Here is a 14779-nt window from a genome sequence, read left to right as displayed (position 1 = left end):
GCCGCTGGTCCAGTCGCTCGACCCACTCGATCCGGCCGCTGCCGAAGTGGGACCCTCCCGTTTATGACCGCGACACTGACGAGAGGCTCGCCGACGTAGGAATCACGACGTGGTCCGCTCCAACCGTGCAGCGATCCGGTCGGCACGTCCCGCGCTGTATCCCAGGGTGTGCACAGTGATGACTCGCGCGCCATCGTGCGTGACGCCGACGAATGACCCATGGTCTCGGTTATGGCCGTTATGCCAGCACAACGATGAATCTTCCATCCAGCCCAGCGGCTTCTCTCCCGGCGTCTGCCGCGTGATGGAAGTGGCGTACCGCTCGAGCGCATCGAAAGTTCCATGCAAGCCCCCGGCCCCGACGAATGGTCCAGGATCCCTCCACTGCTCGCGAACGCCCCCCGCCCAGGTGCGCAGAACGGGCACACGCCCCGGCTCGGGGGACGTCGACACGTCCGTGATGTCGAGCGGGTCGAAGACGTACTCCTTCGCGAGCGTCCACCAGTCGAGACCTGTCGTGACCTCGAGCACACGCGTCAGCACCGCGTAGCCAAGGTTCGAGTACTCGAAGATGCCGACGTGCCCACCGTGTTGGGTCGACAGATCCGGCAATACCTCGGAATCGAAATAGTCCGTGGTGTACTTCGCGTAGGGGTCGCGGGCTTCGGCGATCGTCTCGATCATCCGTGAAGGAAGCCTGGCCAGGCCCGAGGTGTGGGTCACCAACGAGCGCACATCGACGTTGCGGGGCAGACCGGTTTTCGGCAGGTACTCGCTTACCGGAGCCGAGAGGTCAATGATCTCGGCGCGGTCCAGTTGCTGCGCGATCCGAGCGGTGACCGTCTTCGTGACCGAGCCCCACTCGAGCATCGGAGACCCGCGATGCAGCGGCCCGAGATTCTCGACGGTAATGCGCTCCGAGTGGCGAACTCGATAGGCCGCACTCTTGTAACGCACCCTCCAACTCATGCTGTTTAGCCTATTCGTCGCGGGCGGTGGGATTCAGCTTGCCAATGTTGGCGGGGTATGGGTGCCGTAGGCCTGGTCACTGAGCGGAGGATGCCAACTATTCGCTCGGGATGAAGCAGAAGCTGTCACTCGCTCAGGCCCTGATGGAGCAGCCGGAGGTTCTGCTGGCCCTCGCGCTGGCTGCATCGCCGGTGATCACCCGACGGCGGTGCTCACGGCTCCGGTCAGTCGGCTGGAAGCGCTCTCCGGTAATTGCTGGGCGTGAATCCGAGACTGCTCCGGAAGTCGTTGGTGAGGTGGGCGTGATCTGCGTAGCCGGATTCGTGAGCGAGCGCGGTGATGTCCAGATGAGGGTCTCGGCGGAGTTTCTCTGCCGCCTCTTGAAGCCGTCGGCGCCGGATCAGGGCTGCCGGCGGGAGGCCGACATACTTCACGGCGAGACGCTGGAGAGTGCGCGTGGAGATGCTGAGTTCTGCGGCGAGTTCCTTGACGGTCGTCAGCTGTGGATCGGTTTCGGCCTTCTCGACCAGGCGGTTCGCGAGGAGAGCCTCCTCGCTGGGGTCGGAGACGTGGCCCAGCAGCCAGTCGGCGAAGGCGGTTGTCGCCGCAGCGTAGCGATCCTTCGCAGGCGCGTCAGCGGTCATCGCGGATCTGACCGCAGCGGTGAGACCCGGGAGTTCCACGCTTCGGTACGTGTCGCGAAGCTCTGCGGGATCGCCCACCACCGCAGGTACTGCGGCAGGTCGCAAGACAGCGCCGACAGCCCATCCTCTGCCCGACAAGTCTCGGTAAGACGCACGCGTCGTCGGCCCTGCCAGCCCTGTCGTCGTGCCCTCGACGACGAGGTTGCACGCCGGGAACCCGATCACGTGCTGACGTGAGGTGCGTCCGGGCTCGATGTCCCATTCGGGGATCCAGAACCACCGCACGAGCGTCGCGATGTCGCCGGTCGCTGGCTCTCGATGAAAGGTGGGAAGGTCGCCCGGATACAGCACGCCACGCGACGGTGCCGGGTTCGAGGTCATCTCGGAACCCTATCGAGTCGATGTGGCGCGAATCTTCAAGCGCAGGCGTCCCCGCTATCCGTAGTTTTCGAGGCATGGCATACGCAGCACACGGAGAGCACACCGACCACGGCACCCCGAAGGGCGTGAGCAGCCTCACCCCGTTCCTCGCGATCCCGAACGCCCGCGAAGCGATCGGCTTCTACCGTGACGCGCTCGGTGCCCGTGTGGTGGACGTCACCGAGATGAACGGCATCGTGGTCCACGCGGTGCTCGACTTCGGGCACGGACAGCTGCAGATCGGTGAGCCTCATTCCGACTACAACCTCGTCGCCCCACCCGCAGGAGACGATGATTGCTACTCGCTCGGCCTGTACGTGCGCGATGTCGATGAGGTCGTCGCATCGGCCGAAGCAGCCGGAGCAGTCGTGCGGGAACCGACGACGGACTTCGCTTCGGGCGACCGTTACGCAAGCGCCCGCGACCCCTTCGGTGTTCGCTGGTCGATCATGACGCGCACCGTCGATATCTCAGAAGAGGAGAGCGCTCGTCGCGTGGCCGCATGGGCGGCCTCACAGAACGCCTAGGGCGCGGTCATCCGAACCGGGCTGTACACGACCAGCTTCAACCCCGCGGTCGCGTTGATGGCGAGCTGCTCGCGGTTGAGGTGCAGCTCACCGTCGACGGGGTGGATGAGCCGCAGGGTCGCCCCGCGCTGAGCCCGAACATCATGACGTGACCACGTGCGGCGAAACGTCTCGCTCGCATCGTGCAACTCGTCGGTCAGCTGGACGAATCGAGGATCGGCGAGGTCGTTGCCGATGCTGTGCCGCAGGCTCGCGATGAGGCACGCGGCGGCGAGGTCGGCATCCGGGTACATGGCTCGTTCGTCGGCATCGAGGATCAGGTCGCGCAGCTGGTTCCGGCCGGGTGCGAGCCGGGGATCGAGCGCGACGGCGTGTTCGTTCGCGTCGATGACGGTGAGGTACCTGTCCTCGATGAACGCCGGGTGCGGAAGCGAATGCAGAAGGTCGGTCGCGCTGGGCGGAACCGCCGTGTCCCGCGAGGCGCCCCGCCGACGAGCAACGGGCTGAGACGCGAGGACGTGGAGATGCGCGGCTTCGTCCGCGTCGAGACGCAGTGCACCAGCCAGAGCATCGAGTACCTGCCCGGAGGGATGACGGTCACGACCGCGCTCGAGACGCAGGTAATAGTCCGCGCTGATGCCCGCGAGCATGGCGAGCTCTTCGCGCCGGAGTCCAGGCACGCGCCGGGCCCCGCTTGCGGCGATACCGGCCTGCTCGGGCGTGACGCGCTCCCGGCGCGCCCGCAGGTAGCTGCCGAGGGGGTTCGCCCGTTCCTTCGCGAGACCACCGGTGTTCGGGAGAGCCCCGCGCAGAGGGGGTCCTGACAGACCCCGGTCCGAAGCGGATCCTGGCTGGACCTCCATGACGTGCATAGCGTCGAGAACATCGCTTCAACGAGACATATTTCTAGGAGATCGTCGTGGGTGTTGTTCTGGTCACCGGTGCGAACAAGGGCATCGGATTCGAGACCGCCAAGCAGTTGCAGGAGCTCGGTCACGTCGTCTACGTCGGCGCGCGTACCCCCGAACGGGGGCAGGACGCGGCGCAACGAATCGGGGCGCGGTTCGTGCAGCTCGACGTGACCGACGACGATTCGGTCGCCCGCGCGCTCGAGGTCATCGCCGCTGCCGAAGGGCGGTTGGACGTGCTGGTCAACAACGCCGGCATCCAGGAGTTCGAGCCGGTCGGCGGTCCGCTGGCACTGCGCGGGTTCGATACCAACGCCGTCGGAGTCGTGCGCGTCACCGAGGCGGCGCTGCCGCTGCTTCGCGGTTCGACGAATCCGGTCGTCGTGACGGTCTCGAGCAGCGCCGGCTCGTTCTGGGCCGTCACCAACCCCGACCGACCCGAGTACCACCTCACGAACGCGGTGTACGCGGCGTCCAAGGCAGCGGCGACGATGCTCACCCTCCAGTACGCCAAGGCGAACCCGGACATGCGCATCAACGCGATCGAGCCGGGCTACACCGCGACCGACATGACCGCCGCCTTCGAGGGCGGTCGTCCTGTCGACGAAGCCGCGCGCGCCGTCGTGAAGCTCGCGACCATTGACGCGACGGGGCCGACCGGGACGCTGCAGGATGAGGCCGGGGTGCTGAGCTGGTGACGACGATCGGCGTCCTCGGGGCCGGTCAGGCCGGCAGCACGTTCGCGCGCGCAGCGTCCGCTGCCGGGTACGACGTCATCCTGGCCAACTCTCGCGGCCCGCACACTCTTCGCGGATTGGTGGGGGAGATGGGGCCACGGGTGCGTGCGGAGACTGTGAGTGATGCGGCGGCGGAGTCGGATGTCGCGTTCCTCGCATTCCCGTCAGCTGCCGGACTCCAGAATCGTCAAAGCCTTCAGCCACATCCAGTTTCATCCGCGGATACCGCTGCGCGTTCCGAGCGACGCGCTCCCCGCGCTGGTGCGGCTCGCCCGGCCTCGCGGTGCGACGGACCGGAAAGCTCTCTCTGTATCCAGCGACTTTCCGGATGCCGTCGCATTCGTCACCCGTCTCTACGACGATCTCGGGTTCGACACGGTCGACAACAGTCCGCTCGCGGAATCGTGGCGCAGTGCACCCGGTACGCCGGCATGGGCGGCATCCGTCGACGGTCAGAGCCAGCGGGAACTCCTCGAGAATCTGCGCCGGGCGGGGGAAACAAGCCGCTACGAACGTCTCTAGTCGGGTGAATTCGACGGCGCTAATTTTGCGTCACGTAACAACTCGTTGCGTGTGTTCACAAGGAGGAAAGATGTCACTCATTCTTGACACCGTCGATCTCGACGCCGAGCTCCAGGTGCTGTGCGACCCGGAGAGCAGCCGGCTGGCTGAATTCACGTCCAAGTTCCACGAGTTCCGCAACTCGCTCACGCCGGAGGAGCGCGACTACCTCGACTTCATCCGTCGCGCGGCCGACGTCGCCGTCGCAGAGCACGGTCGAGCGCTCATCGAGGACGTCGACGCCTTCGAGGCTCACATCAGCGACATGCTCGGAGACGAGTACATCGCCCCTGAGATGGGCGGCATCGTGATCCGCACCACGGTCGTCCTGAAGTGCGCGACGTGGCTGCTCAAGTGCTGACGGTTCCCCCCGCCGATCGCGCCGACACCGTGCGGCGCGCACGTCCCGAGAACGCGCGAGTCTGAGGAGACCCATGACCGAGCAGTCCGACTTCGACTGGATGCGCTACCTGGCATCGCTCGGCATTTCGGACCCCGCGGTCACGCCTCTGCACGACGAGCGGAACGAAGTGGTTCGCGCCCGAACTCGGGACGGGCGCGAACTGCTTCTCAAGCGCGGGAAGAAGCGGACGCCCGCCGGCGACGGCGCGCTGCTTACCGAAGGGCTCGTGTATCAACTGCTGGGTGAAGGGGGTATCGCCGACATCGCGCCGCGATGCATCGCCCATGACCGTCGCAGCGACATCCTCGTCACGGAGTTCCTGCCGTACCCGACAGCGCGCGCGGCGTGGGACTCGCTGGGGGAGTTGCCGGGAGCATGGGCCTCCCTCGGTGCTCAGCTCGCCCGCGTTCACGCCGGCACGCGGCGGCTGCCGGAATGGGCGTCACGGCTGCTCGGTCCGTTCGCCGATCTGGTTCCCGATGACGAGCCGCTCCATCCCGACGACCTGGTCACGTCTACACCCGGGCAGTTGCAGGTCATTCGCACGATTCACGCCGACCCCGCCGTCACGGCACGCCTGGCCGACCTCACGGATGCGCGGGAGACATCGCTCGTCCACGGAGATGCACGTCTCGACAACATCCTCGTCGACCCCGCATCCGACGTCAGATTCATCGACTTCGAACTGTCTCGCGTCGGCGACCCGCTGTTCGATCTCGGGTCCCTGCTCGGCTCGATGATCGAGTACGTCGTCATCGAATCGCCTCCCGGAACCGACGAGAAGATGTCGGACTTCATTCCGAGTGTCGCCGGACGGTTGCATGGCCGCGCCCGGTCGGCCATCGCGGGATACCGGGCGACCGCCCGTGCGCTGGGCGGCCAGCTCTCCGACCCGGAAGATTTCCTGTCGCGAACCGCATCCTTCGTCGGTGTGCATCTGCTTCACCGGGCGGGTGCGCTCGCTCACCACCTCCACGGCGAGACGCGTGTCGGGCGCGCCTTCTCCGTCATGGGGTGTGCGTTCGTCAAGAACCCCTCCGTGCTCTTGCGGCCCTGGGGGCTCGACGCTTCCTACGCCTGGATCCGTGCGAAGAGCGGCGCCGCATGATCGATGCGATCGTGTCGGAGGTCGAGCGGTTCACCGACGGCCTCACGGTGACCGATGAAGCGGCTCTCGTTCGCCAGCTCTACGCGGTGCTCCACCTGCGCCGGGCGCCGAGCTCGGATCACGCGCGTTCTTCGCGACACGCTTTCTCGGCTGCGGAGATCTTCGGCCGCGTGACCCGCAACGAGGAAGGGTGGCGGCCTCTCGAATCGCCCGGCGCCGGTACGTCGATCTTCGAGAAGGCGGGCTTGCGCGTGCGGGTCGACGCACGCGACGTCGTCGCGGACGGAGTCCTTTCGCTGCCAGCCATCCGTGACCGGTTGTCGCCGGCGTTCGCGGGGCTGCTGTCGCCGTCTGAACCGCCGGATCAGGGTGTCCGGGTCTATGTGCCCGTCGCTCGGGATGCCGCACCGGAGGCGGGCCGCATGCTCGCCCGGGCAGTAGGGGAGGTCACCACGCGCTACATCGTCAAGGCGCTCAGCGTGAAAGAGGAGTACCCCCGACCCGACGCCTTCACCATCTATCTTTCGCGAAGCGACCTCGAGCCGGTGCTCGAGGCGCTGGGTGAGGGGGCTCTCGCGCGGTTCTTCACCTCGGCGCCGCGGCACTCCCTGTTCGCCAAGATCCACGGCTCCGGCGTCTCGTGGATCGAGGGCCCGGCGCGTGACAGCGCCGGACAGGTGCGCGCAGCCTGCGTGGCACGCGCTCTCCGCAGCCGGCTGAGCGCACGGGAATCGTTGGCTGCGGCGGTTCGAGGAGAGTTCGCGGCTGCGGGTATCGACGCTGCCGAGCCCTACCGGTTGGTCCCGGAGGTGTCGTATGCCGGCTAGGCTGCCGCGGCTCCTCGTCGGAATGTGCGCGTCATCGGCTCTCGTCTCGCTGCTGCCCGAACTCGCGCGACTGCGCGCAGCCGCTGCAAGCTGCGCGGTCGTGATGACGCCGTCGGCGGCGCGTCTCATGTCGCCCGCTCTGGTCGGCTCGGTGATGAACTGCCCGGTCTACGTCGAGATCGACGAGCCGACGGGCGGGGTTCCGCGACATCGATCCCTCTCCGATGAAAGCGACATGGCGTTGGTCGCTCCCGCCACCCTCAACACACTGAGCAGCCTGGCGGGCGCGTCGACGGGCAACCTCCTGACGCTGACGCTGACGAACTTCGCCGGCCCGATCGGCCTGATCCCCGTTCTGAACGACGACATGCGATCCAAGCCTGCCGTGCAGCGCGTTCTCGCACAGTTGACGGCCGACGGGTTCGTCTTTCCCCCAGAGGAGGCGGGGGCGGCGCGAGACCTGTCCGGCCGAGTGCAGCCGGGGGTGAGCCGGCACGGGCTGAACAAGCTGGTCGTGCAGCTCGCGGCGCGGGCTGAGGAGGCGAGTCGTGACGACTGAATCCCGGACCAGAGAGGATGTCGTGCCCGCGCGTCTGCTCGGTCCCGATCTGTTGCGCGGCGTCGGCATCATCCTGCTCCTGCTCACCAACGTTCCGCTGATCCTCACCCCGATCCGGTACGACCAGGTCGCGGGTGCGAGTCCGTTCACCGGCATCCCCGCGGACGACGCCGCGGTCGTGCTGTTCCTGAGCGTCCCCACGATGACGGGGATGGGGATGTTCGTCCTCGCGATGGGTCACGGTCTCGCCCGGGCGGGGGCGGGGCGGCGAGATTTCCGATACGCGGTCATCCGGCTCGCCGTCATCGGGATGCTCGGACTGCTCCACGGCCTCCTGATCTGGTGGGGCGACATCCTCTTCTCCTACTTCATCGCCGGTGTGATCGCGTTGTACTTCCGGTTCCGTCAACCGGTTGCTCAAATCGCGATCGGTGCCAGCATCACGATGTTCCCCCTCGTGCTCGTCGTGGCCGACCTGCTGGCGCGCATCGGAACCCCCCGCGACGGTTCCGCGGATGCGATGTCTTCTGTCGCAGACGCCTATCGCGGCCTGCAGGATGATGCGGCACGTGCCTACGGCTCGCACGACGCGGCAGCGATTCTGCAGCAGCGGCTGACCGACTGGCTCGTCTACATGCAGGACTTCGCTCCCGTCGGGCTGCCGCAGCTCGTCGGTCTCCTTCTCATCGGCATCGGGATCTCGCGCCTGCGGGCCGCGGGCTCGGCGGTGCTGGCGACCCGGGGGGCGCGCTCCGTCCTCGTGACGGTCGTCGTGGTCGCCGGCGCGGCCTACCTCTTCCAGCTCGGCGTTCAGACCCTGCTTCCCCAGGACACCGGAGTGCTCAGCGCGCTCGCGACATGGTGCCAGGTCGTCGCGCCGCCCGTTCTCGCGGTGGCCATCTATGTCTTGATCCTGATCCGCGAGAAGCGCCTGTCGGCGTCGCCGCTGGTCCGAGCCGTTGCGGCGATGGGGCGATACCCGCTGTCGATCTACATCTTCACGAGTATCGTCTGCGCCATCGCGGCCTACGGCCTCGGCTACTACGGTCACGTCTCGGCGAGCGGGGCGGTCGCCGTCGGAGTGGTGCTGACGGTCGTATTCGCACTCCTGTCGATCGCTCTGGAGCGTGCCGGACGGCAGGGGCCGATGGAGAGTCTCATCCGGTTCGTCGTGAAGCGGCGGCGACCCGATCAGGCATAGACACCGAGCAGAGGAGAGGACACGTGGAATCGATAGCGCGTTTCCGTTCGACGATGACCACCGCGGGACGGGCCGCAGCGAAGGAGAGCTCGCCCGTCACGGCCGAGCATGTCGCCTACGCACTCGCCTCCGACAATGGTGCCGAGCATCCGGTGGCCAGGCGGGTGCGCGCGTACGGCGACGCGCGGGGATGGGGTTCGCAGGATGCACGCCGCGGCTTCGCCGACCGCCTCGGGTTGCGTCGACGTCCGACCTGCGAGCCGACTCTGCAACGCGAGATCGAACGAGCGGCCGCGAGCGGCGATCCCGACGTTCGCGCGGTTCTCCGCTCGATGCAGCGACGGGGGGAGCTGGTCGAACTGGCCGACTTCGTGTCGGCCTCCGGCCTCGATCTCGCCGGCTGGCTGGGGCCGGACGATGCCTGACGAGACCGGGCCCCGGGCTGCCCTCGCACTGAAAGACGTCACGAAGACGATCGACGCGTCGCGGATCCTCGACGGCGTCACCTTCGACGTTCCGGCGGGTCAGGTTGTCGGGCTGATGGGGCCGAACGGCGCAGGAAAGACGACGCTCATGAGAAGTCTCGCCGGGTTGTACGAGCTCACCTCGGGAAGCGCGCTGGTCGACGGCCACCCCGCGGGCAGTCCCGAGGCTCGGCGTGCGTTGAGTCTGATGCCCGAAGATCCCGACCTCTACCCTGGGCTCAGCGTGATCGAACACGTGCGGCTGGTCGAAGGACTCAACCGTGTCACGACGACCGCCCAGGCGCGTTCCGCGCTGCTCGAGAGATACGACCTCGCTGACAAGCGCGACGCGCTCCCTCACGAACTTTCGCAGGGCATGCGGCGGAAGCTCGCGCTCATCCTCGCGCTGACGAAAGGATCGCGCGTCCTGCTCCTCGACGAGCCGTTCAACGGGTTGGACCCCGTGGCGTCCCGTGAACTGCGCGACGAAGTACGCCGACTGTCCGAGCAGGGACGCACCGTTCTCATCTCCATGCACGGGCTCGGCGACCTCGAGAAGATCGCCGATCGGGCGCTCATGCTCTACGGCGGCCGCCTCGTCCACGACATGAGCGTGCGCCCGGCTGGCGACTCCGGCGAGTCTCTCGAAGACGCCTACCTCCGCGTTGTTGGGACGATGAGCTGTGGCCCCGCCTAGCGCCCGTCCACGTCACGCGAGGACTGCTGCGGTCGCACTCGTCATCGCCTATGCGCGGATGCGGATACGCGACCTGCGCGTGCTCTTCATCAACCCGCTCGCCCTGGTCCTGTCGGCGCTCGGGGCCGTGGGCTACCTGTGGGTCCTCGTCACCCAGGGTGACGACGTGTCCGGCGGAGACCAGACCCCGGGGGTGCGAGTGGGGGGTCTCGTCCTCGGGTTGATCTTGGCGCTCGTCGTGCTGACGGCGCAGCGCGGATCGCCGCTGCGGTTGCGCCCCGGCGACGTGTCGTGGGTTCTCACGAGTCGCGACGGTCCGGTCTTGATGCTGTTGACCCACGCTTTCGGATCCGCGGCGATGGGATTCATCGGGGCGTCGGCGGCCAGCGCGGTCGCCCTCGTGCTCCGCGGTGAGCCGCCGCAGCTGGGGCTCGTCTCGGGCGTCGCGCTGTCGAGCATCCTCCTTCTCATCCGATCCGTCTCGTTGTGTGCCCATGCTCTGGGGCAGCGGATCTCGAAACGCGGGCGTACCGCGCTCGTCGGCGTTGCGAGCGTGTGGGCGGTCGCATGGGTAGCCCTGAACGCGGCGGCCTATGCGGGTCTCGTGCCGCCCGGAAGCCCCTTCGAATGGGGGCTGTCAGTGGTGGCTCAGCCGATCGCCGCGGTCGTGTCTCCGGAGTCAGCGGATCTCACGGTGAGCGTCTGGTGCATGGTTCTCGCGGTGATCGCCGTGTCGATACTCGCCGCGCAGCCGCGGGCGTTCGTCGAACCGGCGGTGCAGGAGAGCATCCTCGCCAATCAGCTGTCGAAGGCCCTCTCCGGCGGGCCGTCTTCTGCTCTGCAGGGGAGGGGCTACGCCGTGGGGATGAGATCGTGGGATCGGTGGCCGTCGCGCCCGATCTCCGCGGTCCTGGTGAGTCATCTCGCACAGGTGCGTCGCCGCCGTTGGCAGTACCCGGCCACCGCGGTCGCGCTCGTCGCGGTGGTTTCGGTGTGTCTGCTCTCCGGTGGGGTCGTGCCGGTGGCGGTCGGAGTGGTCATCGCGGTGCTCCTCCCGTCTCTGTCGGCGGCCTCGCAGCTGGCCGCGGCAGATCTGGATCACCAGCATGTGCTCCTGGCCGATGTCCCGGTGGTCAGGACCGGTCTCGCCGGCGTGCTGCTGAACGCGGGCTTCGACCTGGTCGTGGCAGCGCCCGCGGTGGTCCTGGGCGTCTCGGCCCAGTTCAGCCACGTGGGGTGGGGCATCGCGTATCTGGTTCCTCTGGGCCTCTTCTTCGTGTGTTCCTCGCTCGCCGGTGTGGGTGCACGAGCGTTCTCGGAAGCGCCGATCGGACGTGCGGTCGCGGGGCTCGTGCTCAGCGCTGCCCCGCTTTTGATCGCAGTGTCGAGTGTGATCGGCTACGGCGACGATCACGTCGCTCTCCGCTCATGGGTGACGATCGCCGGCACAGTGATGGTGGCCGCGGTCCTCTACTTCGGGCTGGCTTTCGCGGTGTTCCGTTCGGCGCTGCCCGGCGCGCGCCCGGGCGGTGCACCGACGTCGACGGTCACCGGGCGGGTAGACGCGCGATGAGCATCCATCCGCTGTCAGTGGGACCCGACCTGAAGTCACCACCGGACACCGCGACGCGCTCGCGCAGACGGTCGAGTCCGTAACCGGACGATGGGATGCCGTTCGCGATCGGTCTGGCGTCCATGGTGTTGGTCATCTCGAGTCGGACGTCGTCGTCGACCACCTCAAGAGTGATCGTCACGGAGGTGTTCTCGGGGGCGTGCTTGGCGATGTTCGTGGTGCCCTCACGGATCAGGTGGACGAGGGTCTGCTCGATCGTCGATGACACCGAGGCTTCGGTGGAGCGCACGTCGATCGTCGCGCCGAGCTGAGCGAGCGCGCCGCGCGCTTCGTCGAGTGCGGAGCCGATGCTCGTCGGCTGTTCGTCGCCGGGTGGTGCCGAAGAGCCGTCATCGTCGCGCACGATCCTCAGCATCCTGCGGATGTCTGCGAGCGCCTGGTCGGCGCCGGCGCGGATCGCACGAACGGATTGGTCACGCAGGGCTTCGTCGTGCACCCGTTCGAGCACCCTCGCGTGCATCGAGACGAGCGTGATGTCGTGCGCGATGATGTCGTGCAACTCGTCCGCGATGCGCTCTCGTTCGGCCTCGATCGCCGCGGAGCGTGCCTGCGCCAGAGCGGCGACGTCGCTCGCCAGGTGCAGCTCGCGCCCGTGAGCCGCCCGGAGCGCCCAGCCGATGGCGGATGAGATCGCGATCACGAGCGCCAGTGCCGGCAGCGCGGTGTTCGCGAAGATTCCGAGGACGGTGCTCGCCAGAATCGTCAGGCTCAGCGTCGCGACGATGTAGATCGTCAGGAACCACAGCGGGCTTGTGTAGACCACGAGGCCGGCGCCACCGGCCAGGTAGAGAACATCGCTGCCGTCCTGCCCCGTGGTGAGCTGGACGAGCGTGACGAGCAGGAGACCCGTCGCTGCTGCTGCCGGCCACCAGATGAACAGCGCCGTGGCGAGCATCGCTGGCAACCCGAACATCATGCCCCGCCAGGCGACGTCGGGGTCGGCGATGACGAGGCCGATATCGACGATGAGCATCATGGCCAGGACGAGGAGCAAGATGATGCGCCCCCAGCGTGGCAGCGCGCTGAACCCGCGCGTGTCCGCGCCCGCTCGGGCCGGTGCGTGCTTGTGCCGCGATCTCCTCTGACGCTCCGTCACCCTCCCATCATGCCCGGAGGGGCGCTCGCCTCACTTGCAGATTCCGAGCAGGCGGCACAGCTCACGCATGATCGGTCCGGCCGGTCGCATCTCCGCGGTGAGCATGACGAGTTTCGCGAACATTGATTCTCCTAACGAAGGGCCTCGGTGGAGGATCGCCGACGCGCGTGCCGGTGCGCTGCATTCCGAAGTATCGGAATCTGCATACTTAGGTATTAACCCGATCGTGGAGATTCTTCGTAGAATTGCGTCGTGGGGGACACGCGGGTGCTGATCGCCGACGACGAAGCGCTCGTCCGTCATGCTCTCCGCGTTTTCGTCGAGACCAGCGAGGACATGTGCGTCGTCGGGGAGGCGATCGATGGGGAGAGTGCGGTAGCGGCGACGGGCGAGCTCCGGCCCGACGTCGTGCTCATGGATCTGCAGATGCCCACGGTCTCGGGGGTCGAAGCGACGCGCAGGATCACGACGGCATTCCCCGAGGTGCGGGTGCTCGCCGTCACGACGTTCTCGACTGAGCGGCACGTCGTGCCCGCACTCCGAGCAGGGGCCTCGGGTTACCTGGTGAAGGACACGGACCCGGACGACATCGTCGAGGCGATTCGCGAGGTTCACGCCGGTCGATCCGTCATATCCGCGCGGGTGACGCGCGACCTCGTCCGTTCTGTCGGGGAATCTCCGGGCGCCGTCAGCGGAGCGCTGGTACCGTCACCGCTCACGCCTCGCGAGCTGTCGATCGTGAAGGCTCTTGCGCAGGGGCGCTCGAACGCCGAGATCGCGCGCGAGCTCCATCTCGCCGAGCCCACGGTCAAGGCGCACCTCGGTCGGATCATGACCAAGTGGGGCGTGCGCGATCGCGTGCAGGTACTCATCTACGCGGTGACGAAGCAGGTCATCGACGCCGATTCCCTCGATCTGCGGCGGCCCGGCTGACATGTATCCGACACGCGGGTCTCGCTCGGTGAGTCGGCCGATCCTCGGCGTCGCGTGTTCGACCCGAGCTTCAATCCGTGCTCGCCCGATCGCGCAAACGCGCGGGCAGCTGCTTGTGTGTCTTGGGGGTCGTTCGGTCATGGTGGGGAAGCTATGGCGAATTCGGTAGCTGTGATCGGTGGGACGGGATTCGTCGGCCGTCATGTGGCAGAAGAGCTCGCTCATGCGGGATTCGACCCGCTCATCCTCAGTCGAGGCCGGAACGCCGAATTGCGATCCGATCAGAGGAGTCGCGTCGTCGATATCGCTAATGGGGCGGAATCTCTCCGCGAAGCGATCTCGGGGTCGATCGCCGTGATCAATGCGGCGAGTCACGTCGGGGATGATGAACGGGAGCAGCGCCGCGTGAATGTCGACGGTGTGAGGCATACCGTCGAGGCGACGACGTCGCTCGGCATCCCCCTCGTGCACGTCAGTACGGCGGGAATCTACGGGGCGCTCGCGTTCTCAGGCGGCAGCGAGGGGCGGTATCCGGTTCGCCCCGAGTCCGAACTCAGCGTGACGCGAGCGCGAGGTGACGCGATCGCGTCCGCTGCCGGCGCGTCCGTGCTGCGCCCCCTGTTCATCACCGGCGTGGGGGACGGGCATTTTCTTCTGCGGCTGCTCTCCGCCCACGCCGCACTAGGAGCATGGATCGAAGACGGTGCCGCCCGCTTGTCCGTGGCATCCGCCGACCTGGTCGCCCGGGCAGCGGTCGCTGCCGTGCGGCATCGCCTGGATGGTGGAGCGGGTGCGGTGGTGCATGTCGTGCCGGATCGGCCCGTCGCCGTGAGAGACCTCCTCTCGCCGATCCTCGCCGAGTGGGGGAGGCTTCCGTCCCGGTCGCTCAGTGCCGCCGATGCCGGTGCGGCGCTCGAGTCGCGCGGCATCCCGGCACGCAAGGTCGCACAGTTCGCCCACGACTACTTCCTCTCGTCCGAGCGCCTCCGCGATCTCGTGCCCGATGCGGGAAGCCGCAACGTTCACCTCACGGCTGCCGCTTTGTCGTGGTACGTCCAGCACGGGCGGTCGGCGCGCTGAACGCGTGAGCAC

Annotated in this window: 17 protein-coding genes and 1 pseudogene; 14 read left to right on the top strand and 4 right to left on the bottom strand. The window is 67.4% G+C overall.

Annotated features, from left to right (window positions below):
• Positions 1-102: 102 nt before the first annotated feature.
• Positions 103-969 carry a serine hydrolase domain-containing protein gene (locus CI089_RS13360; RefSeq protein WP_094261971.1) on the bottom strand — a complete coding sequence of 289 codons (867 nt, stop codon included), beginning with the start codon at positions 967-969 and terminating at the stop codon, positions 103-105.
• 224 nt (positions 970-1193) lie between these two features.
• On the bottom strand, positions 1194-1994 hold the full coding sequence (locus tag CI089_RS13355) for an AraC family transcriptional regulator (RefSeq protein ID WP_094261970.1): 801 nt from the start codon (positions 1992-1994) through the stop codon (positions 1194-1196).
• A 74-nt stretch (positions 1995-2068) separates the two neighbouring features.
• Between CI089_RS13355 and CI089_RS13350 the strand changes: the two genes are divergently transcribed.
• Positions 2069-2560 carry a VOC family protein gene (locus CI089_RS13350; RefSeq protein ID WP_094261969.1) on the top strand — a complete coding sequence of 164 codons (492 nt, stop codon included), beginning with the start codon at positions 2069-2071 and terminating at the stop codon, positions 2558-2560.
• On the opposite strand, the gene CI089_RS13345 is transcribed toward CI089_RS13350, so the two are convergent.
• Positions 2557-3306 carry a helix-turn-helix domain-containing protein gene (locus CI089_RS13345; protein WP_256978083.1) on the bottom strand — a complete coding sequence of 250 codons (750 nt, stop codon included), beginning with the start codon at positions 3304-3306 and terminating at the stop codon, positions 2557-2559. The two genes, CI089_RS13350 and CI089_RS13345, sit on opposite strands and share 4 nt — an antisense overlap.
• A gap of 173 nt (positions 3307-3479) precedes the next feature.
• Here CI089_RS13345 and CI089_RS13340 point away from each other — a divergent pair, with 173 nt between their 5' ends.
• The 11 genes and pseudogenes from CI089_RS13340 (at position 3480) to CI089_RS13300 (ending at position 11598) form a co-directional block, all read left to right on the top strand.
• Positions 3480-4166, top strand: a complete 687-nt coding sequence (locus CI089_RS13340) for an SDR family NAD(P)-dependent oxidoreductase (protein ID WP_094261967.1) — start codon at positions 3480-3482, stop codon at positions 4164-4166.
• A pseudogene (locus tag CI089_RS16645) lies at positions 4163-4312 on the top strand (NAD(P)-binding domain-containing protein); the annotation flags it as partial. The gene CI089_RS13340 and the pseudogene CI089_RS16645, both read left to right, overlap by 4 nt.
• Before the next feature lie 34 nt (positions 4313-4346).
• Complete coding sequence (locus tag CI089_RS13335) at positions 4347-4727, top strand: hypothetical protein (RefSeq protein ID WP_256978089.1); 381 nt, start codon at positions 4347-4349, stop codon at positions 4725-4727.
• A 70-nt stretch (positions 4728-4797) separates the two neighbouring features.
• Positions 4798-5127 (top strand): hypothetical protein, encoded by a 330-nt coding sequence (locus CI089_RS13330; protein ID WP_094261966.1) that lies wholly within the window; start codon positions 4798-4800, stop codon positions 5125-5127.
• A 73-nt stretch (positions 5128-5200) separates the two neighbouring features.
• Positions 5201-6277 (top strand): aminoglycoside phosphotransferase family protein, encoded by a 1077-nt coding sequence (locus tag CI089_RS13325; protein ID WP_094261965.1) that lies wholly within the window; start codon positions 5201-5203, stop codon positions 6275-6277.
• On the top strand, positions 6274-7104 hold the full coding sequence (locus CI089_RS13320) for a T3SS effector HopA1 family protein (RefSeq protein ID WP_094261964.1): 831 nt from the start codon (positions 6274-6276) through the stop codon (positions 7102-7104). The genes CI089_RS13325 and CI089_RS13320 overlap by 4 nt, the downstream gene beginning before the upstream one ends.
• A complete protein-coding gene (locus tag CI089_RS13315) occupies positions 7094-7663 on the top strand; it encodes a flavoprotein (RefSeq protein ID WP_094261963.1) in 570 nt (189 codons plus the stop codon). Before CI089_RS13320 ends, CI089_RS13315 begins: the two co-directional genes overlap by 11 nt.
• Positions 7653-8864 carry a DUF418 domain-containing protein gene (locus tag CI089_RS13310; protein ID WP_143739001.1) on the top strand — a complete coding sequence of 404 codons (1212 nt, stop codon included), beginning with the start codon at positions 7653-7655 and terminating at the stop codon, positions 8862-8864. Before CI089_RS13315 ends, CI089_RS13310 begins: the two co-directional genes overlap by 11 nt.
• A 53-nt stretch (positions 8865-8917) precedes the next feature.
• Positions 8918-9289: a hypothetical protein gene (locus CI089_RS16475; protein WP_179223339.1), complete on the top strand. Its 372-nt coding sequence runs from the start codon at positions 8918-8920 to the stop codon at positions 9287-9289.
• A complete protein-coding gene (locus CI089_RS13305; protein WP_179223338.1) occupies positions 9282-10025 on the top strand; it encodes an ABC transporter ATP-binding protein in 744 nt (247 codons plus the stop codon). Before CI089_RS16475 ends, CI089_RS13305 begins: the two co-directional genes overlap by 8 nt.
• A 58-nt stretch (positions 10026-10083) precedes the next feature.
• On the top strand, positions 10084-11598 hold the full coding sequence (locus CI089_RS13300; protein WP_143738999.1) for a hypothetical protein: 1515 nt from the start codon (positions 10084-10086) through the stop codon (positions 11596-11598).
• Here the strand turns inward: CI089_RS13300 and CI089_RS13295 are convergent.
• Complete coding sequence (locus tag CI089_RS13295) at positions 11573-12754, bottom strand: sensor histidine kinase (protein WP_094261959.1); 1182 nt, start codon at positions 12752-12754, stop codon at positions 11573-11575. The two genes, CI089_RS13300 and CI089_RS13295, sit on opposite strands and share 26 nt — an antisense overlap.
• Positions 12755-13006: 252 nt before the next feature.
• Here CI089_RS13295 and CI089_RS13290 point away from each other — a divergent pair, with 252 nt between their 5' ends.
• Positions 13007-13687: a response regulator gene (locus CI089_RS13290; RefSeq protein ID WP_179223337.1), complete on the top strand. Its 681-nt coding sequence runs from the start codon at positions 13007-13009 to the stop codon at positions 13685-13687.
• 153 nt (positions 13688-13840) lie between these two features.
• Positions 13841-14767 carry an NAD-dependent epimerase/dehydratase family protein gene (locus CI089_RS13285; protein ID WP_094261958.1) on the top strand — a complete coding sequence of 309 codons (927 nt, stop codon included), beginning with the start codon at positions 13841-13843 and terminating at the stop codon, positions 14765-14767.
• Positions 14768-14779 lie beyond the last annotated feature (12 nt).

This window comes from Microbacterium sp. Yaish 1, from assembly GCF_002245215.1.
Taxonomy (GTDB): Bacteria; Actinomycetota; Actinomycetes; order Actinomycetales; family Microbacteriaceae; genus Microbacterium.
This window is presented reverse-complemented; position numbering and strand designations above follow the sequence as displayed.

What these genes read in the sequence shown, in the direction of transcription:
- CI089_RS13360 (WP_094261971.1), bottom strand. Translation starts at nt 969, where the DNA reads ATGAGTTGGAGGGTGCGTTACAAGAGTGCGGCCTATCGAGTTCGCCAC.
- CI089_RS13355 (WP_094261970.1), bottom strand. Translation starts at nt 1,994, where the DNA reads ATGACCTCGAACCCGGCACCGTCGCGTGGCGTGCTGTATCCGGGCGAC.
- CI089_RS13350 (WP_094261969.1), top strand. Translation starts at nt 2,069, where the DNA reads ATGGCATACGCAGCACACGGAGAGCACACCGACCACGGCACCCCGAAG.
- CI089_RS13335 (WP_256978089.1), top strand. Translation starts at nt 4,347, where the DNA reads ATGTCGCGTTCCTCGCATTCCCGTCAGCTGCCGGACTCCAGAATCGTC.
- CI089_RS13330 (WP_094261966.1), top strand. Translation starts at nt 4,798, where the DNA reads ATGTCACTCATTCTTGACACCGTCGATCTCGACGCCGAGCTCCAGGTG.
- CI089_RS13325 (WP_094261965.1), top strand. Translation starts at nt 5,201, where the DNA reads ATGACCGAGCAGTCCGACTTCGACTGGATGCGCTACCTGGCATCGCTC.
- CI089_RS13320 (WP_094261964.1), top strand. Translation starts at nt 6,274, where the DNA reads ATGATCGATGCGATCGTGTCGGAGGTCGAGCGGTTCACCGACGGCCTC.
- CI089_RS13315 (WP_094261963.1), top strand. Translation starts at nt 7,094, where the DNA reads ATGCCGGCTAGGCTGCCGCGGCTCCTCGTCGGAATGTGCGCGTCATCG.
- CI089_RS16475 (WP_179223339.1), top strand. Translation starts at nt 8,918, where the DNA reads ATGACCACCGCGGGACGGGCCGCAGCGAAGGAGAGCTCGCCCGTCACG.
- CI089_RS13305 (WP_179223338.1), top strand. Translation starts at nt 9,282, where the DNA reads ATGCCTGACGAGACCGGGCCCCGGGCTGCCCTCGCACTGAAAGACGTC.
- CI089_RS13300 (WP_143738999.1), top strand. Translation starts at nt 10,084, where the DNA reads ATGCGGATACGCGACCTGCGCGTGCTCTTCATCAACCCGCTCGCCCTG.
- CI089_RS13285 (WP_094261958.1), top strand. Translation starts at nt 13,841, where the DNA reads ATGGCGAATTCGGTAGCTGTGATCGGTGGGACGGGATTCGTCGGCCGT.